This is a genomic window from Chitinophaga oryzae (genome assembly GCF_012516375.2).
Taxonomy (GTDB): domain Bacteria; phylum Bacteroidota; class Bacteroidia; order Chitinophagales; family Chitinophagaceae; genus Chitinophaga; species Chitinophaga oryzae.
On sequence record NZ_CP051204.2, the window covers coordinates 6695672 to 6717905 of the forward strand.

Below are 22234 nucleotides of genomic sequence, written 5' to 3' on the forward strand. Positions count from 1 at the left end.
AGATATAATAAAGATGTAAAATTATATAACTTGCTGACTATAACGTGAACTTCAACCAGTCAAGGAATAAGGACAGTCGCCATGAACATCGCACACGAACTCAAGAAAATCTTACCTGAAAATCGTATCAAGTCCAGGTATATCGATCTTATCTCATATGCCTCTGATGCGGGCTTCTACCACCTGGTACCGCAGGCGGTCGTGCAACCGATCGGTGAAGCTGAGATCGTAGCTTTGTTCCGCTTCTCGCAGCAGTACCGTATTCCGTTGGTGTTCCGTACCGGAGGCACCAGTCTCTCCGGCCAGTCCATTACCGATGGTATCCTGGTAGACCTGAGCCAGTACTGGAATAAAATACAGATAGAAGAAAAAGGGCTGGCCGTGCGGGTGCAGCCGGGCATTACCGGCGCGATGGTCAACACCTATCTGAAAAAGCATGCCCGTAAAATCGGCCCTGATCCGTCCAGCATCAACTCGGCCATGATGGGCGGTATCCTGTCCAACAACTCCAGCGGCATGTGCTGCGGCGTGGCGCTCAACTCCTATCACACCACCCGCTACATCCGGTTTATCCTGCCCGACGGCAACACTTTCAGCACAGAGCATAAAAAAGATTACGCCCGTTTTGAGATGGAATGTGCGCCGTTGTTTGTGAGCCTGGCCGACTGCCGCGACCTGATCGCCGCCGACCGCGCTTTACACGACCGTATCCGTCATAAATACCAGACTAAAAATACCGTAGGCTATGCCCTGAACGCTTTCATCGACTATCATCATCCGCTGGACATTATGGCCCACCTGCTGATAGGCGCCGAAGGCACGCTGGCGTTCATCGCCGAAGCCGTGATGGACACCGTGCCGGACTATGCCTACAAATCCACCGCGCTGTTATATTTCCCGACCATCTACGCCGCCTGTCAGGCCATCGTGCCGCTGACCAATGCCGGCGCCCTGATGGTGGAACTGATGGACCGGGCCTCGCTCCACGCCGTGGAAGACATGGATGGTATGCCCGCCATCGTGAAAACGTTGCCGGAAACAGCCGCCGCGCTGCTGATAGAGTTCCAGGAAGAAAGTCAGGCAGCCCTCGACGCCCGTGTCAACGGTTTCATGGCATCCGCCGCCAGCCTCGACATGTCCGAACCGCCGGTATTTACCATCGATCCGGCGGAGCAGGCCTTCTTCTGGAAAATCCGCAAAGGGCTGTTCCCCGCTGTAGGCGCCGTTCGCGCCAGCGGCACCACCGTTATCCTGGAAGACATCGCCTTCCCGGTAGATAAACTTGGCGATGCCATCCTCGATCTGCAAAAACTTTTCGCACAGTATAATTATCTCAACGCCATCATCTTCGGACATGCGAAAGACGGCAATATCCACTTTGTGGTCACCCAGTCGTTTAACACGCCCGATGAAGTGACCCGTTACGAACTTTTCATGCAGGATGTGGTAGCCCTCGTTGTCAACAAATACGATGGCACGCTCAAAGCCGAACATGGCACCGGCCGTAATATGGCGCCCTTCGTGGAAACAGAATGGGGCGGCGATGCCTATGATATCATGAAGAAGATCAAAGAGGCCGCCGATCCGCATAACCTGCTCAATCCCGGCGTGATCATCAACCCCGATGCCCGCGCTCACCTCAGGCACCTGAAGGAACTGCCTACCGTTGAAGAGGAGGTAGACCGCTGTATCGAATGCGGCTACTGCGAACATAAATGCCCGAGCCGCGATATCACCACCACGCCCCGCAGAAGGATCGTGATCCGGAGAGCGCTCAAACAGTTGCAGAAAAACGGCGACAAAGCCAATTATAAAGTCCTCCTTGACCAGTACCAGTACGATGTACTGGAAACCTGCGCTGTTGACGGCCTCTGTGCCACCGCCTGCCCGGTGGATATCAACACCGGCGACCTGGTGAAACGGCTCCGCCGCGAGAACCACTCCCCTTCGGCCAACAAACTCGCGTTGCAGGTAGCCAAACATTTCAGGACCGTAGAATGGGCCGCCAGGACTGCTATCCGGGTAGGCACCGGCATCAACCGCGTGTTCGGCAAACATGCCATGACCAGTATCACCAAAGGTATCCGCAGCATCATTCCTGCCGTACCCTTATGGTCCGAGCAGCTGCAACCCGCGCCCGACCTCGGCATCCTTAAACCGCAGCAGTCCGCCGACGCCTCCATCGTATACTTCCCCGCCTGCATCTCCCGCATGCTCGGCACTTACGAAGGCAAATCAAAAAACCTGATGGAGACATTCATGAGCGTCTGCCGGAAAGCCGGTATCAGTGTAGTCGTTCCCGATAACCTGAGTGGTACCTGCTGCAGCCAGATCTTCTCTTCCAAAGGATATAAAGATGCCTATGAACATACCGCCAACCACATCATAGAAAAGCTGTGGCATGACAGCCGCCAGGGCGCGCTGCCGGTAGTCATCGACGTCAGTTCCTGCGCGTATACGCTGCATCATGTGCGCCCCGCGCTCAACGCTGCCAACAAAGAAAAGTTCGACCAGCTCCGTATCCTCGACGCCGTGGACTTCCTGCACGATTTCGTACTCCCAAAGGTCACAGCGGTCAACAAGAAAAAAAGTATCGCGCTGCATCCGGTCTGTTCACTGGAGAAAATGAAGACAGGGCCTAAGTTCGTAAAAGTGGCCCAGTTCTTTGCAGAAGAGGTAGTAGTGCCAAAGTATGCCGGTTGCTGCGGCATGGCCGGCGACCGCGGATTCTTGTTCCCTGAACTAACGGCATCGGCTACACGTCCGGAGTCACTGGAAGTGAAATGTAATGAACATGACGGGTATTATTCTTCCACCAAAACCTGTGAGATTGCTATGTCTGCAGCGGTGAAGAAGAACTATGAGTCGGTGCTGTACCTGGTGGATGAGGGGTTGTAAAAAAATCGCCGGCCCCTTCGGCGACCGGCGACTCAATAAACACTACTCCACTTCAACTGACGGTGAAGGGAAGAGATTCGCAATGGTACTTTACTTTAGATAATCGACTCAACAAGCGACCATTGAAACCATGGACACGCAAAAAATATCTTTATAAAATATGTAAGCTTCCCATTCCGGCGCTGTTATATACGCCGGCGCCGGCATCGGCCAGTAACTTCAGCGCCTGCCCCACGCCTTTTACTTTTAGCCTGAAGTTCGTATAGCCACGGATTTTCGTTTCCTGCGGCGTATCTGCTTTGATGGTCACCAGCCGGGACTTGGGTGGTCTTTCCATCATCACCACTTCCACGCTCACCGGGTCAAAGATGGTATCCACTTCATCTTCCCCATACATGGTGATAAATTTCTCCCGCCAGGTATGCACCAGTTGTTTTACGAAATCCGGATGCTGGGGCGAGAGGAAATCATAGTATCCCCTGTCATTTTTAGTACCGCAAACCAGCGGTGAAAACGGCTGCAGCATCACCTCCGTGACAGCTGTGTCCGGAATGTCTTCCAGCGGCGTCGGGGTCGGGAGCACTTCTGTGATGATGAAGGCCGCCTGGCTGCGGCGATCGGCGATCTCAATGACCTCTCCCTGAAACAGCCCCTGAATAAAGGGCTCCGCCACCTGCGGCAGATGAAAAGAGATCATGAATATGGCTTCGTCAGAAAGAAAACGGAAACGGTCCCCTTCTATCCGGAAGGCAGTACGGATCTCTGAAAAAGAAAACAGTTTAAATGCTTTGAGGGAGCCAGGATTTGCATAACCCTTGTCATGCAGAAAAGACGCATAGTCTTCATCGGCCTGGTGTAATATTCTGGAAATTACTGCCGATAAGGCGTACGGGTAGTTAATTGGAATGACGGCTGCTGGTTGTGTGGCTTTTAGTTTAACTCTGAAACGCATGTTTACTATGAATAAAATGATGGCTGTTGCACTCAACAACACGAACAATACAATCAGATTACTGAACCTATAACGCCCTCCTTTCAAATAAGTACTATCTCAAAACGAAAAATTTCTGAAAACAGCCAAACGATGCCGGTCAAACACCGGCATTACCACCCTCCAACGGGCACATTCACCCCGGTATTATTCCCGGGCACTTGTTAAACCGCGGAATTGCTGCGGCTAATTAACGCCGCCGTCTTAATTTTAGGTGCGTCCTGTTTTGCCCTGCCAGCTATCCCGGCCTTATTCGACAGCCAACGAACGAGCAGATTGATCCGTGAAGACTATTTACCACTGGTACAGGGGATCAAAGCACCCAAAGAACGCCCGCCTACGCTTTTTAAACACTTAAATATTAGTTTATGGAAACAACAACACTTCCGGGGCTGTACTGCCCCTTCCCGGGAAAACTCAATCCTTTGGTTGAAAAAGCAGACCGCCATACGGCCGCCTGGGTCCGGAAATTCGGGCTGGACAACAACGACGGCCAGTGGCCACTGTACCAGGAACAGAAATTCACCTGGATGGTAGCCCGCATGTTCCCCAATGCCGATCTCTTCCGTCTCGCCATCGCGGCAGATTTCAACACGCTCCTTTTCCTCTGGGACGACGAGATCGACCGCATCACCCTCAACGACCCCGGCACCAGCTTTGAAGTCCTCGCCGGTAAAATGATCGGTGTCCTGAAAGGCAGGTATAAGGCGGAGCCGCAACAGGACCCGCCCCTGCTGCTCGCCATGCAGGACATCTGGCTGCGTATGGTACAGATAGGGCCGGCCGACTGGCAGCAACGGTTTATTGCCAGCCTCCAGGCAGCGTTTATGTCCAACAGCTGGCGCATGCAACATGTGACCGCCACCGGCGGTATCTCCCTGGAAGACTATATGCTGCACCGCCCGGGCATCGGCGGCGCCAACTTCTTCCTCGACCTCGCAGAAATCATGGAAGGCATACACCTGCCGGCTGCCTGGTACGCCGATCCGCTGATCAAAGACCTCGGCCTGCTTTGCAGCCGGACCATCTGCTGGGCCAATGACCTGTTTTCCTATACCAAGGAACTGGAACAGGGCGACGAACTGAACCTCGTCATGCTGATCAAAAACAAAAAACAGCTGCCCCTCAGCAAAGCCGTCAGCGAAGCCGCCGCTGTTCATGACGATGAAATAAGGCAATTCCTGCATACCGCCGAAATACTGCTGTCACTCAGCTCCGGGCAGGACTATCCGCTGCTGGACCGGTATATCCTTATGCTGGAACATATGATGGAAGGAAATATTTCCTGGAGCACTAAAGATACCAGCCGTTACGGTATCGCCAACCAGGAACTGCGAATCAGGGATTACGCTGAGAATTTGTAGTAAGACGAGCTTCAAATCTGATCATTAACTCGTTGAGGCTTTTCAGGTCAATGGGTTTGGTCATAAAATCGTCGGCGCCGGCTGCGAGCATCTCTGTAATGGATGCTTCGGCCGCGTCGCCGGAAACAATAATCACGATGGCGTTATGCGTTACAGGGTTGGCCTGTAACGCCGCCAGCGTGGCTTTACCGTCCATGCCCGGCATATGGGAGTCCAGGAAAATAATGTCGGGCTGCGTTGCGATGGCTTTTTCCAACCCTTCTTCTCCACCCAAAGCAGTGGTAGTACTGCATTCCATCCGTTCGAGGAAACGGCTCAGGATCATATTGCTCATCTGGTTATCATCTACCACCAGCGCTTTCACACCGGGGAAAGTGCGCAGTGTGATGTTCCTGTTCACCGGGGCAGCCGGCGCAGGCGCCTCCTCCACCGCTGTCAGCGGCAGATTGACGGTAAACACAGACCCTTCGCCGGTTTTGCTGGTCACGGTGATAGAGCCTCCCATCAGTTCCACGAAACGCTGCACAATGGGCAGTCCAAGCCCGGTCCCGCCAAAAGCGTGTTGTTCAGATACATACGGTGAAAAAATAGTGGACAGCCGCTCCGGCGGAATTCCATCCCCGCTGTCTTTTACCACCAACTGCCATTGTTTGCCGTCAGGCCTGATCTGCACAGTGACGGTGCTATCGGCATGAGTGAATTTGATCGCATTGAACAACAGGTTATTGAGTATCTGCGTTAGTTTGATCTTATCTCCTTCCAGCCGCGCAGGCATCTCCGGGGCAACTTCCAAAACAATACTGACATCCCTTACATTCGCGATGTACTGGTAGATGGCCGTCGCTTCCTCCGCCCAGTCCCGCACGTTAAACACGCCCGACTCCAGCTGCGGCGCCACCCCTTCCTGTTGCCGGAAATGCTCCAGGTTGTTGTTCAGGATCTGCAACACGTTGTGCGAAGCGGAATACAAATGCTCTATGGACGCTTTCAGTTCAGCCGGGTAAAGATCACTTTTCTGTACCTGCATCAGCAGGTCCTGCGAGATACCATACACCGCGTTAAAAGGATTCCTCATTTCATGGGAAGTCTCCATGGCCTGCCGCCGCGTGGCTTTGTCCGCCAGTTCCAGCGCGGTGGCTTTCCGTTCCAGCTGCGCATTTTTACGGCGCAGCGTACGCACATACAACGCAAAAGTGAGCACGTCCAGCACCAGGATAGCCGGAATCGTCACCCAGCGGATCAAAAACTGCTCGTTAAGCGAGAGCTCCAGCGGCTCAATAAAATAGTAATAGTAATTCAGTTCACACAATACCAGCGAGATCACTGAAATCGCAATACTGAACTTTATCAGCAGCGGCTTACCATAAAACACCATCAGCGCAGCGCCTAAAAGAAAAAAGAAAAGCAGGTACACTTCCGTTACCATGCCCAGCAGGGCGCTGAAGTAAACGATGGAAAGATTATGCACAAGAGCGGTCAGGATGGCTGCTGTATTATGCCAACGGAAATGGTTGAGCATAAGCACCACCACAAACAAAAGGGCTTCTGCGTAAGCGGGCAGCAGGATCTCCAGGTTACCGGTAAGATAGTAAATGACGGTTCCGAAGATTAAACAAAGTGCAATAGACGCAAGACTGAGGGTGTTGATGATACTGACTCGTTTCTTCTCCTCTCCTTCCAGCTGGGCAGTCCCGGTATGTATGATCCCCGCGCGAGCAGCACGGGGTGCAATAGTCTGAAATAGGTCATTGGGATATTGGTTTGCTGAGATCATTCTCCACGGTAAACATCACATCCTTCATTAATACTGTTACGAAATTAATCACAATTCGCCGTATAAAGATAAAATGTATTTTTGCAATATATTTTTATCTTTCGATGAATAAATTACTGATTTTTTCGCTGTTTCTGACACTTTCTCCCTTTATGGCGAAAAGCCAGACCTACAAGGCCCCGACAAGCACCAACAAAGTCTTCCTCGCTACCATTAAAGGAATCACTTATACGTATCAGAACGGTGTCATCACTGTTAAGAATAACGGCCAGTACAATATCGGGGTCCTGCGTATTTCAGCAGAATCTGCCGAAGACAAAGAACTTTATGGCGTAGCCCTTTTCGAAGACGGGCTGGACAAGGGTCAAACGCAAAAAACCACGGTATATTTCACCCGTGGCCTTGATAACGAGAAAGAAATCCCGCTGAAAGAAATTAATACTGATAAGCTGGTATTTTGGATTGACAAGGCCACCCGGGCACAATAGTCATCCTAACGGCTGCCGGCTGTCACCGGCGATTTACCCCAGGCATCCTGGTAAAACACAACATTATTCCAACGAACACCGGAAGACCGGATACTACGCAGCCATTCGCTGATACCTGCCGCCCTGATGGTTTTGACGCCGGAGAGCACGGCGCCCTGTACATCGTCGAGGAACAAGGCATAGCGCCCGTCCGGCTGCTCGTACCTGAATGAACTTTCCGAGATGCTCAGTCCTTCCACATGACGGGCCCACAGTCCGTACGCAGGCTGTATCCTGAGATTAGACACATTATACTGCCCTACCCCCAGCTCCGGCGGCCGTTGCGCCGTATCGGCCAGGGGACGCCCGCCTTTGTCAGTGATATGCACATCGTTGAACGCCACATGGCGGATATACCCGGTGTGACGGCCATCCGGCAACGTAAAATCCAGTCCGCCTTCCACAGCAGCCGCGGCTGGCAGGGCATAACCGGCGATGACAGATGTCGCCCGGTGCTGTGAACCATCGAAGGGCTTCCAGCGGACACCATTACTAAAAGAGCTGCCCCCGTAGACTTCCGAAATATCAATACTGTTGATCACGATGTTTTCCACCTGTCCGATACTCACGTTTTGCACCAGCAGTTCCGTCCGTTTCCGGCCTTCTTCTGCAAAAGTATATTGCCCCACCGTAGCGCCTATCACCCGTCCCCTGTTGGAAATGGAGATAAAAAACGGCGCCGTGGTGCGCATCATGCGGGACCGCTGGTTTACCGGTCCGGTATGTCCGCAGTTGAGGTGAATATCCTTCACATGCCCGCCGTCGTTGGTGGAGATGGAGAACCCGGCCTTATTGGCGCCCAGTACATAAATGTTGTCCACACAGATATCCGTAATATCATCCGCCGTTTCCGAACCTATCTGGAATAGGTTGCAGTTAGTATCGCCAATGACGTTGCGCACCCGGTAATGCCGCGCCGGACGGGTAAATCCCAGTGAACAGTCAGATCCCGGTTTTACGATATCGTCTGAACTGACGCGGGAATAAATATTCTGCACCGTGACCTGGTTACATCCCATAAAATCATAGATATCCCGTACACTGGTCTGATTCATTTTGCCGAAGTAAGTGTCATGCACGAAGAGCGTGTCCGTGCCTGTAGCCAGCAGCACAAAGTGGCCTGCACGATCTATCTGCAGCATATTACTGTCATCATACGAAGGCTGCCCGTCTTTATCCATATAGTAAGGGACGTCTTTCGCGGAATCATACCAGAGGTCATTATCGCGGTGGATACCGCCTATTTCCACGTTGGTGCATAGTTTCAGCGAAAACATTTTATCCGCCCGTTTGTCGGGAGGGTTGTTCATTACCTTGTCACTGGTGACGAGGTTGCCATTGCCGGTGATGAGTCCGTTGCCGATGATTTTGACATTATCGAGCCGTTCTCCGAAGAACATGGCATTGTGGAAATAATGATGCCCTACGTCCTGCTTGGTGAGGTAGTTTTCCGGGTCTTCGTAAGGGCCGCGGTCTGTGGGTGAGAGGCCGGAGCGATAGGCCTGATCGCTGAACCAGGTCGTTTCCGGGGCGTCGGCGCCTTTCAGCGCACGGATAACGGCCTGCTTGCCGATATAGAGGTATACGTTGCTTTGCAGGTGTACCGTGCGTACGTTGTAGGTGCCTTCGCTGAATAGCAGGGTGCCGCCGCCGATGTTATGCATAAAGCGGACCGCTTCGTTGATAGCGGCGGTATGATCTGTGGTGTCATTGCCCTGCACACCGAACTTCCGGATGTCCAGCATTCCGGTGTAATCACTGGCAATGTTGGAACCGCCGCGATGCACGCCGTCTTTCACCAGCAGCCGGAAATGATACAGCTTGTCGCGACGCAGGCCGGTAACGGCGGCAGCACCGTGTTCCACGTCTATGCTTGCTTTGGCGGCCGACCAGTGCCTGCCGCTATCGGTGGAATATTCCATCGTTATCCTGCCGGCGGCGACCGGCGTCCAGCGAAAATGTGCCTGCGTATAGTCGCGTCGTAATTCGTGATAGGGTTTATCTTTTACCATCACCTTTTTAAAATCGGCGATGGTTTTGGTCACCCAGAGGTCCGCAGTTTCCCCTGCCAGGCCCGAGCTGGCCAGCACCGCCGGCTGCGAAGTGGTGCAGGCAGCACTGATAAAATATCTTCCGGTGGCCGTCAGCGTAACATCGGGTATCGTCAGCACCAGGTCGGGCCCGTTGGCCGGGCGCAGGTCCAGGTGGCGCAAGGTAAGCGTAGCGCCGCCGTCTGCAGCCTTGTCAATCATTGCTTCGCCTACACGCGTATAGGAGTAGCGGGTACCCGTGCGGCCGATGGACTGTCTCGGTAAATCCCTGAGCAGCACGGCGCCGCGGCCGGTCACGTTGACCGTCGTATTCTCCGGCGTGATCGTGATGCCTGCCGGGAAATGCAGCGTGATGGTAGCATCCGGGCTGCGCTGACCAGCGGTATATTGAAGCGTGATGGTATTCTTTACTTGTGCCGTTATTGTTGGCCGCAGCAGCTCCAGCCTGCCGGTGAGGGCGCGCTGCTCCGGGAGCAGGTAGTAAGTCGTGCTGCCCCTGGCGTTGGTGAGTGTGAGACGATCGCCTGCGAGGATGACGCCCGCAGCTTTGGGTTTGCCGTCTGCTGCAGTTACCTGGCTGCTCAGTACGGCCACATTGGTTTGCAGTTCGGCCAACAGATGCGCTACTGTGGTAGCAGTGCTGACCAGCCCTTCACCTGCTTTTGTATCTGTTGTATAGGCGAAGGTGCTGCCGGTGACTACTTTGATCGTGTCTCCAAGGATGGATGCGATATGCGGGGACGCCGGGCCGGCGAGCGCACGCGGCAGTGGCAGCGGTACGGCAGCCGGAGCTTTCGCCGCTCCTGTAACAATGTGGACCAAAAACAGGATGAATATGTGTTTCATAACGGAAGGGAATTGGACTTAAATTACGCAATCGATTGAAATTATTATAGTCCGGGTCGAATTTTATTGTTTCGCGGCCATTGCCTGCTCATTACAGCCCGGGAAGAATAAACAGAAAACCGGGGTAACTTTGCAAAAATTCAGCACAAACGAAACCATTCGCCATGAAGATATCAAGACTGGACCACCTCGTCCTTACCGTCGCCGATATAGCGGCCACCTGCCGTTTTTATGAAGATATATTAGGCATGGAAGTACAGACCTTCGGCGACAACCGCACAGCGCTCCGGTTTGGTCAGCAAAAAATCAATCTGCATCAGCAGGGGAAAGAATTCGAGCCTAAAGCTATACGTCCGGCCCCCGGTTCTGCAGACTTATGTTTTATTACCCAAACGCCTATACGTGAAGTGAAAGAAGAACTGGTCAGCAAAAACATTCCCCTCCTGGAATCGGAAGTAAAAAGAACGGGCGCCAATGGTCCTATCCTCTCCATTTACTTCCGGGACCCGGACGGGAACCTTATTGAAGTAAGCAACTATATTTGATCATTTTAAAATTTGCTCATTATCCCAATAATCAAATATCCAACTGTCTCTGGAACTCGTCCAGGAACAGCCCCACATGATAGCCATCCATCAGCGCATGATGCACATGTACTGATACCGGCATTGTCATTTTACCATCGTTATCGGTCATCTTACCGAAAGAGATCTTCGGACAGCTGTCCGGAAAGGTAAAGCTGCGGGCATGGGACAACCCGGTAAAATTGATCCAGGGCATGGAAGAACAATGCACCACGTTTTCACCGGATACGGCAGGTATAAGGCCGGTGCTGCCCTGCACCTTTTCTGTTTCCACGCGCGCAGCAGCAGCAAAGGTTTCAAAGTCCGCGTGATACGGGAAGTAAGCAAAACCGAAAGTGCCGTCAGGCCGGTTGATGGTCGGGGAAGGATCGATATGATCGTATACCCATACCTGTTTGTCGATGATACGGTAACGAAAAGGTTCTGTAAGATTCATCGCTACCATGGCCTTATGCAGGTAGTACAGGAAAAACGAATACCCGTACGCCTTGGATACGTAGTAAGCGCGGGTACAATCCACATTAACGCAAACCCCGAAAAAAGGCTCCTCGAACTGACTAAAAAAATGATAATGGTCTTTTCTGGCCCAGTTGTTTATGTCCAGTTGTTGTTTCATGACAATAGCTGTGGCAGTATCGCCGATATGTTTTCAAAGGAATAAAATCTGTCGTCTTTCACCTCTCCTTCTACCACTTCATGCGCCCATACAGTGTGATAAGGAATATGGATAGCGTGCCCGCCAATGGCCAGCACCGGCAATACATCCGATTTGATGGAGTTGCCGATCATAAGAAAAGCTTCCGGTGAGCAATCCAGGTGCCGCAACAGTTTACGGTAGTCTTTCTCCTGTTTATCGCTCATAATTTCGATGTGATGAAAATAATGCGCCAGGCCGGATTTATTAAGCTTCCTCTCCTGGTCCAGCAGATCGCCTTTGGTAGCGACCACCAGGCGGTATTTACCCTTGAGGGCTTCGAGCACTTCTTTTACACCATCCAGCAGTTCGATGTCTTTGGCCAGCTGCTCCTTGCCATATTCCAGCACTTTGGCGATCAGCGCGGGACTGGCATTGTTCTCCGTCACACGCAGAATAGTTTCTATCATGGCCAGCATGAACGCTTTTACGCCGTAACCATACAGCGGCAGGTTCTGCATCTCTGTTTTAAATAACTCCTGCGCCACGGTATGATGGGGTAAATAGTCTTCCAGAAGACCGCAGAATTTGTTTTCCACTTCCCTGAAATAGGGTTCATTCACCCATAATGTATCATCCGCATCGAAGGCGATGGTTTGTATGCCTTTCATAAATTCTGAAATTTTCTGTAAAATTAATAGCTTCAACTGCGAAAAAACGGGACATTTGTCCCAGCTACCATGATACATACCAATCGTGCTATTTTAACCTTCATTGAAAACCAGCTGACACCAGCCGAAAAGAAGGACCGGGTATTTCTGCAAACCTGGCCTGCAGGCGGTCACCTGCTTAAACAGGGGCAGGGGAACAAATATGTCTTTGTCCAGCAGACAGGGCTTTCCAAAGTGCATATCACAGAAGACAACGGAAAGGATTTTATTGTTCAGTTTTTGGGGGAAGGAGAACTGCTGGGAGAAATAGAAGTCATTCAGAAGACACCTAACCTGACCACGGTGACCGCCCTTACGGAGGTGACCGCATGGTGTATCACGACAGACTATTTTGCTTACCTCATCACACATAACCCGGAGCTGAACCGGCTGCTGCTGTTGTCGCTGGCGCACCGGCTGAACCAGACTTCCGCCCGTGCCTCCTACCAGCAGGTTTATCCTGCTGAGTATGCCATGCTGAAATTATTGTCCGTACTCGCCACCCAGCAGACCAGTTTTGCCAAGAAAGACCTGGCAGATTACCTGGGCGTGTCTGTAAGGAGCTTTAACCGTTCCCTCAAGCAGCTGCGGGAGAGAAGTATTGTCCATCCGGATAGTTTTGATCTGTATATCGAGCGGGATGTGTTTGAGCGGTTGATGCGGGAATATGGGGAGTAAAAAACCCCGGAGGTCGTCCCCCGGGGCGGAATAGCATCATAAACAAATGGATCAGTATTTATTCATCAACAGTTTCAGCGATGATACGATGTCCGGGTACTTCTCTGCCACGTTGTGTTTTTCACTGTTGTCGAGTGTCAGGTTATACAATTCCACTTCCGGCATTTTGCCTTTTTCCACTGTGGCGATACGTAGTTTCCAATCGCCCTGGCGTACTGCTTCCAGTTTCCCGTGCGCACTCAGGTAAAACAGCGGTCTTTCCGGCAGCCGGGGCTGGCGGCCGGTGATATACCCCCAGCAATTGAAGCCTTCGAGGTTGGCCGGCAGCGGCTGCGTATAGCCGGTGGCGGTAGCCAGCGTTGGCAGGATATCGTTGATGATAAACGGTTGGTCACCTTCGGTGCCGGCAGGGATACGGCCAGGCGCCCAGGCGATGAACGGCACACGGTGACCGCCTTCGTAGGTATTGGCTTTTCCACCGCGGAAAGGCCCGGTGGAGCCATGGTCCCACGGCTTCACGATATCGTACTGCAGCATGCGGTCGGGCATAGCGTTCCACGGACCGTTATCGCTGGTGAACATCACGATGGTGTTTTTATCCAGCTTCAGTGTGCGCAGCAAGGCTATAATCTTCCCGATACAGGCATCCTGCTGTTCAATCACATCTCCGTATAGCCCTGCCCGTGACTTACCGGCCCACTCGCGGGGAACCGCCAGTGGCGCGTGCGGCATCGGGAAAGGCAGGTACAGGAAAAACGGCTGGCTGCTGCGGCTGGCGCGTTGAATATAAGCCAGCGCACTATCGGTGTACCAGCCCATCAGCTTACTGTAGTCCGGCTTTTCGATGACACGGGTATTATCATGGAAAACGGCCAGCGTGGTATCTGTGTTTACAAAAGGTGACTGGTAATCGTGGCTGTACAGCATTCCGTAGAAATGATCAAAGCCATGCGACAGCGGCCGGCTGTTGGCCTTGTCGCCAAGGTGCCATTTACCGATCATCATGGTCTGGTAATGGTTGGCTTTAAACATCCTGGCGAGGGTAAAAATACTGTCTGCCAGCGCGTGACGGTCGCCGGGCGCTATGGCATAAGGCATATCCACTTTATCAGGATACCGGCCGGTAAGCAGCGAAGCCCTGCTGGGCGTACAGGAAGGCGCAGACACCATAAATCCGGTACTGTGGAAGCCTTCTTTTGCCAGCCGGTCCAGCTGCGGTGTACGGATCTGCGGGCTGCCGTAGCAGCTGAGGTCACCATATCCCATATCATCGGCGAGGATAAAGATCACATTCGGCTTGCGCTGCTGTGCGCTGAGCTGTAAGGACAGCAACGCCGGCAGCAGCCATAAGAGCTTTTTCTTCATTGTTATCGACTGTTTTCGTACTGCGAATTACAAATTTTACCACAGAGTTTCCGGAGAAATTATCCACGGAGGAAACTGGCCAGGTAAGGCGCCGTACGGCTGCCCTTCGCTTTGGCGACGGTGCCTGGGGTGCCGGCAGCGACAATATGTCCGCCCTCCTCCCCGGCGCCCGGACCGATATCTATCACCCAGTCACTGGCGGAAACCACCCGCATGTCATGCTCCACTACGATCACGGTATTGCCGGCAACAACCAGCCCTTCCAGCTGGGCTACCAGCTTCTCTGTATCCGAAGGATGCAGCCCGGTAGTAGGCTCGTCGAGCACATACAGGGTGTCGCCGCGTCCCATGCGCTGCAGCTCCGTAGCCAGCTTAATACGCTGTGCTTCGCCTCCTGACAGCTGCGTGGCCGGCTGCCCCAGCCGCAGGTAACCCAGTCCCACTTCCCGCAACACGCTCAGCGAGCGGTGTATTTTCGGATCATCGGCAAAGAAGTCATAAGCCGCATCAACTGTCAGCTCCAGCACTTCCGCAATATTTTTCTCTTTATAGGTGATCTCCAGTGTTTTGGCATTGTACCGCGCACCATGACAGGTGGGGCAAGGGGCGTATACGCTGGGCAGGAATAAGAGCTCCACCATCACAAAACCTTCACCCTGACAAGTTTCACAGCGTCCTTTGGCGACGTTGAAGGAAAACCGGCCGGCGTCATATTTCCGGGCACGGGCGGTTTTGGTGTCGGCAAACAGTTTCCGGACATGATCAAACAATCCCGTATAGGTGGCGAGGTTAGAACGGGGCGTACGGCCTATAGGCTTCTGATCTACCTGCACCAGCCTGCTGATATGCTCCATCCCTGCCATGATACGGCCATCCAGCGTAGCAGGCGCCGGCTGTTCCAGCGCGTCCCCTTCTTCCGCTTCTGCGGGCAGTTCCATCCCCAGCTGCGCTGCTACCAGTTCCACCAGCACCTGGCTGACGAGACTGGATTTACCGGAGCCGGAAATACCTGTTACCGTTGTCATACAACCCAGCGGAAACGCAGCGTCGAGCTGATGAAGATTATTGCGGGTCACTCCTTCCAGCTGCAGCCACCGGGTGGGCTTACGGGGCTGGCGGGGCTTCACCTGTTCTTCTGCAAACAGAAATTCCCGGGTACGGGAGGCTTTCACCGCCGCCAGGCCGGCAGTGGGCCCGCTATAGAGGATATGCCCTCCATGCTCGCCGGCAGCGGGTCCTACGTCTACGATCCAGTCGGCATGGCGGATCACGTCCAGATCATGCTCCACCACAAAGAGGGAGTTGCCGGAGGCTTTCAGCCTTTCGAGGGCACGCAGCAGCGCGGCGGTATCCGCCGGATGCAGCCCTGCAGATGGTTCGTCCAGCACATATACTACGCCGAACAGGTTGGAGCGTACCTGTGTGGCCAGCCTGAGGCGTTGCAGTTCACCGGGCGATAAGGTAGGCGTGCTCCGTTCCAGCAACAGGTATCCCAACCCCAGGTCCAGCAGCACTTCCAGCCGGCCTACCAGGTCGGCCGCGATGCGCTGCGCCACGATGGCCTTTTCGGGATGGTCTGTATGATGGTTCTCTTTCCCTTCCGCGTAGGGCCGCATCAGCTCTGTGAGGCGCGACAGCGGCAGGCGCGCGATCCCGCCGATGTCCATGCCGGCAAAAGTCACCGACAAAGAGGCGGGTTGCAACCGCTTGCCGTGACAGGTCGGGCATTCCGCACTCTCCATGTATTGTGATACCCGTTTTTTCATGGAGGCGCTTTCGGTATTGGCGAAGGTGTGCAACACATAACGGCGGGCGCCGGAAAAGGTGCCCATATAGGAAGGCTCCACCTTTTGTTTGATGGCGCGTTTTACTTCTTCATGCGTAAAACCCGGATATACCGGCACCACCGGTTGTTCTTCGGTAAACAGTATCCAGTCGCGGTCTTTTTTGGGTAGCTCTTTCCACGGCTTATCCACGTCATAACCGAGGGTGATGAGGATGTCCCGCAGGTTTTGGCCATACCAGGCGGTGGGCCAGGAGGCGATGGCGCGCTCCCGGATGGTAAGCGTATCGTCCGGCACCATGGAGCGCTCCGTTACCTCATACACCCTGCCCAGGCCGTGGCATTGCGGGCAGGCCCCTGCCGGCGTATTGGGCGAAAAAGCCTCTGCTTCCAGGTGTGGTTGCCCCTTGGGATAGTGCCCCGCACGGGAATAGAGCATCCGCAGCAGGTTCGACAGCGTGGTCACACTGCCCACTGACGACCGGGTGGTGGGCAGGCCCCGTTGCTGCTGCAGCGCCACCGCCGGCGGCAACCCGGTGATCTCATCCACCTCCGGTACCGACATCTGGTGAAACAGCCGGCGCGCATATGGCGATACCGACTCCAGGTAACGGCGCTGCGCTTCTGCGTAAAGTGTTCCGAAGGCCAGCGATGATTTGCCAGACCCTGATACACCGGTAAATACCACCAGTGCATCTCTCGGTATGTCGAGGTCTACATTTTTGAGGTTATGCTCGCGTGCCCCGCGTACACGCAAAAATCCCTTTTGTTCCGGTGATGCAGGGTTTCCTGTTGTTTTTTGCATGCATTCGGCGCACAAAGACTGTGCCCGCTGTCTTCATCCGTGGAAAAAATCAAAGAAAGGATATTCTCAACTCGCGGAAGATGGTTCAAAATAATCGGTTATCATAAAAGAGGGCATCCCTGTCACGGGATGCCCTGTCTTTATAAATAAAATGCCATTATCGCTTCAGTACTACCCTCCCTGTATGGATTTCATTCCTGTTGTTCCTGATCTCTATGAAGTAAACACCGTCAGCCAGCCGCGGAGAAATCGAAAAGTTATTACCCGTCAGCACCTCGCGCTGCACCTCCACGCCATGAACATTCCTGAGAATAAGCACACTGCCGGGAAGTAACTTGTCTATATTCAGCCGCACCGCGCCGGAACTGGGATTGGGGAACAATTCCAGGGTATATCTCAGCGGTTTTTTCTGTACCGTGTGCGCCTGCTGCATACACTGGTTAACAATCACTGTCACGGGCGTACGTTGAGGATACTCACACCCATATCCCCCTGCTGCATAATACACCGTCGTGTTTTGCGGGCTTACCTTGTAATCGCTGCCGGTATACAGTCTGCTTCCGCCGGTGGGCACGTTATACCACCGGATACGGGACTGTGTATATACAGGATCAAATGCATGGAGCACTACACTGTCGCCCCTGCATATCACTACGGTATCTGTCGTTACCTGTGGTTTGGCAGCATACCCGTCTGTATTCATACGGCGGTAAGCAGAATCTGATCGGCACCCTGTCACAGCATCCACCGCCTGTACCCATATATCCACCGCTGCCGGCAGAGGCGTTGGGTAACCCGGAACAAAGAAGGTATCCGTATTCAGAACTAAGTAAGCGGTGTCCAGTAACAGCTGCGTGGTATACCGGAACTTCACCCTCACCCGGTAGCTGTAGCCAGGCTGATAATTCTGTACTTTTATTTTAGTAGCGCCGCAGGTCATTCCCTGTGGCACGGAATACACCGGGTCCGGCAGCTTGCGTACGTTCACCGTTACCTTTGTGCGCTGCAGATTTTCGCAATGGTAGCCCGGAACTACATAGTAATGCGTGGTATCCAACGGTCCGACTTTAAAATATTTTCCCCTGTGCAACTCCACTCCGCCCGTGGGCACATTATACCAGCGTATATTCAGCAGGGGATTGTTTTCCTGTCCATGACCGTAGGCGTAGAGCGTAACGCTGTCTCCTTTGCAGATAGTCACATTGTCGGGCACAGCATCGGCGTAGGTACCATGCGCGCCCAGGATCATTGTCTGCATCACGGTATCCGACCGGCATCCTGTGATCTTGCTGACCGCCTGTATGTAAAGATTAACGGTAACATTTAAGTAAGCGTTCAGGTCTCTGACAACCACCGTATCCCCGTTTGTTACGGTATAGGACGAGTCCAGCAATAGTCCGTCAATCCCCGTATACACCGTACGTACGTTATAATAAACATCCGGCGTATAGTTGTCGATTCCGATTCCGGTTGTATTGCAGACAATGCTGGGTGTTACAGAAAACACCGGATTGGCTGGCTTGGGGTGTACCACCACGGTTATCTTTTTACGCGTGCTGGTACATCCGTTCAGGGCGGCCTCCGCGTAATAAACAGTGGTGACTGCGGGACTTACCTTGTAGGTAGCACCAGTATAAAGCAGGGAACCTCCGCCGGATGCGCTATACCATCGTACCGCTGTTCCGGCCGGCACTGCAGCCGCAAGCGCTGCTGTGTCGCCGCTGCAGAGATTGGTGCTGTCCGGCAACACCGGTGGCGGTAACGCTGGTTTACGATAGGCATAATACACCTGAAAGGCATTCAGCAGCCCAACAAGGCTGCTGGTCAAAGTGACCCTTACCCGGTCAAAAGTTCCCACAGGCTTCAGGGTGATCTCACCGCGATTATTGCCCCAGGCCCTGAAATTGCTGCTGTCTACCAGATGTGCATCGTTATTGGGAACGGTGCCGTTGAAGGTTTGCACGGTTAGACCGCCCAGCAAATTGAGCGACAGGATGGAATTTGCACTGCCGATACCGATCACCAGGGAATCGCAGCCAGCGGTGCTGCCAGCAGGGAAATTAAGCGTCTGGTATACCGAAACACCCAGTAACCCTACGGTAATGTTAAACGTGGAATAATCGTTCAGATTACTGTTCACCGCATTGTCTCCATTAGTGACGCCACACAACAGGCATAGGCCGGTCACGCCACTGGTCTGGCTGTTGGCGTACGTCTGCGCCCGGGCGCTGTAAGCAAACAGGCAGATAAAGAGAAAGCTGAGGTACAGTACTTTTTTTAATGTGTAAAATTTGGATAGCATCATGGGTAAACATTTGATGGTTATTAAAAGGGAATATGTATGCGTTTTCGTGGATATATCAGAATAAGGTTTTACCGGAAGGACTTATCTTCCGGTAATGAAAATATCGACGACGACTATAAATAAGACTGCAGTAAAATGATGCCGGGCCGGTCTCTTGCAGCGTTTACGCTTCAGCACGTCTGCCCGCACCGCTCATTTGCAAACCTTGTTCAGCAGTAAAAAGTCACACGTTCATATAATAAATTTTGCGCTTATCCTGTTTATATTGCAGCGTTATCACCAAACAACTGTCATGAGAGCTTATCCCCTGCTGGTCCTGCTATTCGTTATTACAGCGGCCTGTAAAAAAGAAACTACCGGCATGCAGCACGCATCCGGCTATGATGCTATTGATAAAATACTGGACGATTCCGTTCCGGTGCGGTTCAACGGAAAGTGTTACGCGGTTATCCATGTCAACGGACAGGAAGTATATAACAGAAGTTACGGCGGCTACGACGGCAATACCCGTCAACTCGTCGCCTCCTGTTCCAAATGGCTGTCAGGCGCCGTACTGATGAGCCTTGTGGACGAAGGGAAACTGAAACTGTCTGATACCGTAGGCAAGTTTCTGCCGGTGTTTACCGCCAAAGGGAAAGGCAACATCACGATTGCGCAGTTGTTTTCCCATACTTCCGGCTTTCCCGGCAACTCCAGCCAGGGATATGAGTCCAATCCGCTGCTGACGCTGGAAGCAGCCGTAGACGCCATCGGACGCAATGTGCCGTTGATGAGCCCACCCGGAAACGTTTTTTATTACGGTGGGGTAAGTATGCAGATAGCAGGACGCATCTGTGAGATAGTCAGTGGTAAAAGCTGGAAGGAAGTATCGGCTGCCAAATTATTTATCCCGTGTGGGATGACCAGCACGGATTACGGTCTTACAGCCAATCCCGTTATAGCCGGCGGCGCCCGCAGTACCCCGAACGACTATATGAAATTTCTGGATATGCTGGTCAACAAGGGCGTTACCGCCAATGGTACGCGTGTGCTCAGCGAGGCGGCGGTTACTGTTATGGAACAGGGGCAGATCACCGGTGTAACAGTAGGCTACACGCCCTATCCGCTGGCATGGCTTGACACGCCTGACTTTTATGGCATCGGCAACTGGCGTGATGTCACCGGCGCCGGTGGCGCCATCGTCGAAAGCAGTAGTCCCGGCGCTTTTGGCAGCCACCCGTGGATCAACTATCCGAAGAAAACGACCGGTATCATCTTTACATTTATCGCGCAGGAAGGTTATCTCACTACGGCCCCCACTTGTTTAAAAGTGAGGAACGCAGTGAGAAGTATTGTGCCGTAGTATTACTTGCTAACGGCCAGTTTCTTGATTGTTTCACGGGAGGGAAGCCTGTACCATTCTTTGGCGTATGGCTTCAGCAGGTTGCTGCCGGCCACCGGTCCCCAGGTACCGGATTCATAAAACTGTAAAAGTTTGGAGGGTGATTTTTTCCAGGCGTCGAGGATGGGCATCACTACTTTCCAGGCTGCCTCCACCTGGTCGGCACGCATAAAGAGGGTGGCATCGCCATGCAGCACGTCCAGCAGCAGCGCTTCGTAAGCTTCCGGCAGGGACTCCGTATAGGCTTCCTGGTAGGTGAAGTCCATCTCCACCGGTACTAGTTTCATTTGCAGCCCGGGCACCTTGCTTTCAAACAGGAGGCTGATTTCCAGCTCCGGCTGTATACTGATGATCAGCCTGTTGGGAACAATATCGTCTCTGAAGATTTTATGCGGCGAGTCTTTGAACTGCACCACGATCACGGACGACTGCCGCGTCATGGATTTACCCGTACGCAGGAAAAAAGGCACTCCTTCCCAGCGCGGGTTATCGATCATCATTTTCATCGCCACGAATGTTTCCGTATTGGATTCAGGCGACACCTGTTCTTCCTGACGGTAAGCGATCCGCTGCACTTCGTCTACTTCGCCGGCGGTGTATTGCGCCCTTACTACATTCTTAAATACCTGCTGCGTGGTAAACGGCCGGATACTTTTCAGCACTTTGGTTTTGGCATCACGGATAGCTTCCGCCTTGTAGGCGCCGGGGCACTCCATGGCCACGATGCACAACAACTGCAGCAGGTGGTTCTGGATCATGTCGCGCAGGGCGCCGCTGGCATCGTAGTAGCCGCCGCGTTTGCCTACACTCACCTGTTCGGCTACACTGATTTGTATATGATCGATGTAGTTTTTGTTCCACAACGGTTCGAACACGAAGTTGGCGAAGCGGAAAGCCATGATGTTTTGCACCGTTTCCTTGCCCAGATAGTGGTCGATACGGTATACCTGCTTCTCTGAAAAACGTTTGGTGAGGAAGTGGTTCAGTTTCCGGGCAGTAGCCAGGTCGGTGCCAAATGGTTTCTCCACCACGATACGGTCATGCGTTTTGTTGCTGCATAACTTGCGGGTGGCTAAAGCTTCAGCGATCACTTCTATGAACCGTGGCGCCACAGCGAAGTAAAACATCCGGTTGCCCCGTTGTTTGCTGCTCTTCTCAAAGTCTTCCACTTTTGCTTTCAGGGAGACATAGGTTTCCTTTTTGGTAAAGTCGCCTTGCAGGTAACTGATGCGTGCAGCGAATTCGGCCCATTTCGACGGCTCCGCCTTCCCGTTACGGCTGAATTCATTCACCCCGGACAGCAGGTCGTTTTTAAATGCGGCTTCATCTACCGTCTGAAAGTCGACACAGAAGATCTCGAATAAAGCGGGCAGGTGGTTTTCTATAAACAGATTATATAGTGCGGGTATCAGCTTACGGCGGGTAAGATCTCCCCGGGCACCGAAAATCGTTATCGCGGCTGGATATGCTTTTTTAGGTTTCATATCCTGAAAATAACCCAATTTCAGTTAACGGGTGCAACAGTTTTACAGCAGGAA

At 53.0% G+C, this 22234-nt stretch carries 15 protein-coding genes; 6 read left to right on the forward strand and 9 right to left on the reverse strand.

Annotated features, from left to right (window positions below; all coding sequences use genetic code 11):
* The first annotated feature begins 81 nt into the window (after positions 1-81).
* Positions 82-2898, forward strand: a complete 2817-nt coding sequence (locus HF324_RS26240) for an FAD-binding and (Fe-S)-binding domain-containing protein (RefSeq protein WP_168805877.1) — start codon at positions 82-84, stop codon at positions 2896-2898.
* A gap of 151 nt (positions 2899-3049) precedes the next feature.
* Here HF324_RS26240 and HF324_RS26245 read toward each other — a convergent pair whose 3' ends face one another.
* Positions 3050-3850 carry a CRISPR-associated endoribonuclease Cas6 gene (locus HF324_RS26245; protein WP_168805879.1) on the reverse strand — a complete coding sequence of 267 codons (801 nt, stop codon included), beginning with the start codon at positions 3848-3850 and terminating at the stop codon, positions 3050-3052.
* A gap of 407 nt (positions 3851-4257) precedes the next feature.
* On the opposite strand from HF324_RS26245, the gene HF324_RS26250 reads away from it, so the two are divergent.
* On the forward strand, positions 4258-5253 hold the full coding sequence (locus HF324_RS26250; protein WP_168861225.1) for a terpene synthase family protein: 996 nt from the start codon (positions 4258-4260) through the stop codon (positions 5251-5253).
* On the opposite strand, the gene HF324_RS26255 is transcribed toward HF324_RS26250, so the two are convergent.
* Positions 5228-7027: an ATP-binding response regulator gene (locus tag HF324_RS26255; protein ID WP_168861226.1), complete on the reverse strand. Its 1800-nt coding sequence runs from the start codon at positions 7025-7027 to the stop codon at positions 5228-5230. The two genes, HF324_RS26250 and HF324_RS26255, sit on opposite strands and share 26 nt — an antisense overlap.
* A gap of 104 nt (positions 7028-7131) precedes the next feature.
* Between HF324_RS26255 and HF324_RS26260 the strand changes: the two genes are divergently transcribed.
* Positions 7132-7515 carry a hypothetical protein gene (locus tag HF324_RS26260; RefSeq protein WP_168805885.1) on the forward strand — a complete coding sequence of 128 codons (384 nt, stop codon included), beginning with the start codon at positions 7132-7134 and terminating at the stop codon, positions 7513-7515.
* Between the two features lie 5 nt (positions 7516-7520).
* On the opposite strand, the gene HF324_RS26265 is transcribed toward HF324_RS26260, so the two are convergent.
* On the reverse strand, positions 7521-10451 hold the full coding sequence (locus tag HF324_RS26265) for an endopygalactorunase (RefSeq protein WP_168861227.1): 2931 nt from the start codon (positions 10449-10451) through the stop codon (positions 7521-7523).
* Between the two features lie 164 nt (positions 10452-10615).
* On the opposite strand from HF324_RS26265, the gene HF324_RS26270 reads away from it, so the two are divergent.
* Positions 10616-10996, forward strand: coding sequence for a VOC family protein (locus tag HF324_RS26270; protein WP_168805889.1), 381 nt, complete (start codon positions 10616-10618; stop codon positions 10994-10996).
* Between the two features lie 31 nt (positions 10997-11027).
* Here HF324_RS26270 and HF324_RS26275 read toward each other — a convergent pair whose 3' ends face one another.
* Both HF324_RS26275 and HF324_RS26280 read right to left on the reverse strand, forming a co-directional pair.
* The gene (locus HF324_RS26275; protein WP_168805891.1) at positions 11028-11651 is read right to left on the reverse strand and encodes a chloramphenicol acetyltransferase; all 624 of its coding nucleotides are present in this window, start codon (positions 11649-11651) and stop codon (positions 11028-11030) included.
* A complete protein-coding gene (locus HF324_RS26280) occupies positions 11648-12340 on the reverse strand; it encodes an HAD family hydrolase (protein ID WP_168861228.1) in 693 nt (230 codons plus the stop codon). The genes HF324_RS26275 and HF324_RS26280 overlap by 4 nt, the downstream gene beginning before the upstream one ends.
* A gap of 69 nt (positions 12341-12409) precedes the next feature.
* On the opposite strand from HF324_RS26280, the gene HF324_RS26285 reads away from it, so the two are divergent.
* Positions 12410-13057 (forward strand): Crp/Fnr family transcriptional regulator, encoded by a 648-nt coding sequence (locus HF324_RS26285; protein WP_168805895.1) that lies wholly within the window; start codon positions 12410-12412, stop codon positions 13055-13057.
* A gap of 51 nt (positions 13058-13108) precedes the next feature.
* Here HF324_RS26285 and HF324_RS26290 read toward each other — a convergent pair whose 3' ends face one another.
* From HF324_RS26290 to HF324_RS26300, 3 genes are all read right to left on the reverse strand, one after another.
* Positions 13109-14422: a sulfatase-like hydrolase/transferase gene (locus HF324_RS26290; RefSeq protein ID WP_168805897.1), complete on the reverse strand. Its 1314-nt coding sequence runs from the start codon at positions 14420-14422 to the stop codon at positions 13109-13111.
* A gap of 59 nt (positions 14423-14481) precedes the next feature.
* Complete coding sequence (gene uvrA / locus HF324_RS26295; protein ID WP_258539200.1) at positions 14482-16962, reverse strand: excinuclease ABC subunit UvrA; 2481 nt, start codon at positions 16960-16962, stop codon at positions 14482-14484.
* A gap of 205 nt (positions 16963-17167) precedes the next feature.
* Positions 17168-19315, reverse strand: a complete 2148-nt coding sequence (locus HF324_RS26300) for an Ig-like domain-containing protein (protein WP_168861230.1) — start codon at positions 19313-19315, stop codon at positions 17168-17170.
* A gap of 292 nt (positions 19316-19607) precedes the next feature.
* On the opposite strand from HF324_RS26300, the gene HF324_RS26305 reads away from it, so the two are divergent.
* On the forward strand, positions 19608-20657 hold the full coding sequence (locus HF324_RS26305) for a serine hydrolase domain-containing protein (RefSeq protein WP_168861231.1): 1050 nt from the start codon (positions 19608-19610) through the stop codon (positions 20655-20657).
* 2 nt (positions 20658-20659) lie between these two features.
* Here HF324_RS26305 and zwf read toward each other — a convergent pair whose 3' ends face one another.
* Positions 20660-22180, reverse strand: coding sequence for a glucose-6-phosphate dehydrogenase (zwf, locus tag HF324_RS26310; RefSeq protein WP_168861232.1), 1521 nt, complete (start codon positions 22178-22180; stop codon positions 20660-20662).
* Between the last annotated feature and the right edge of the window lie 54 nt (positions 22181-22234).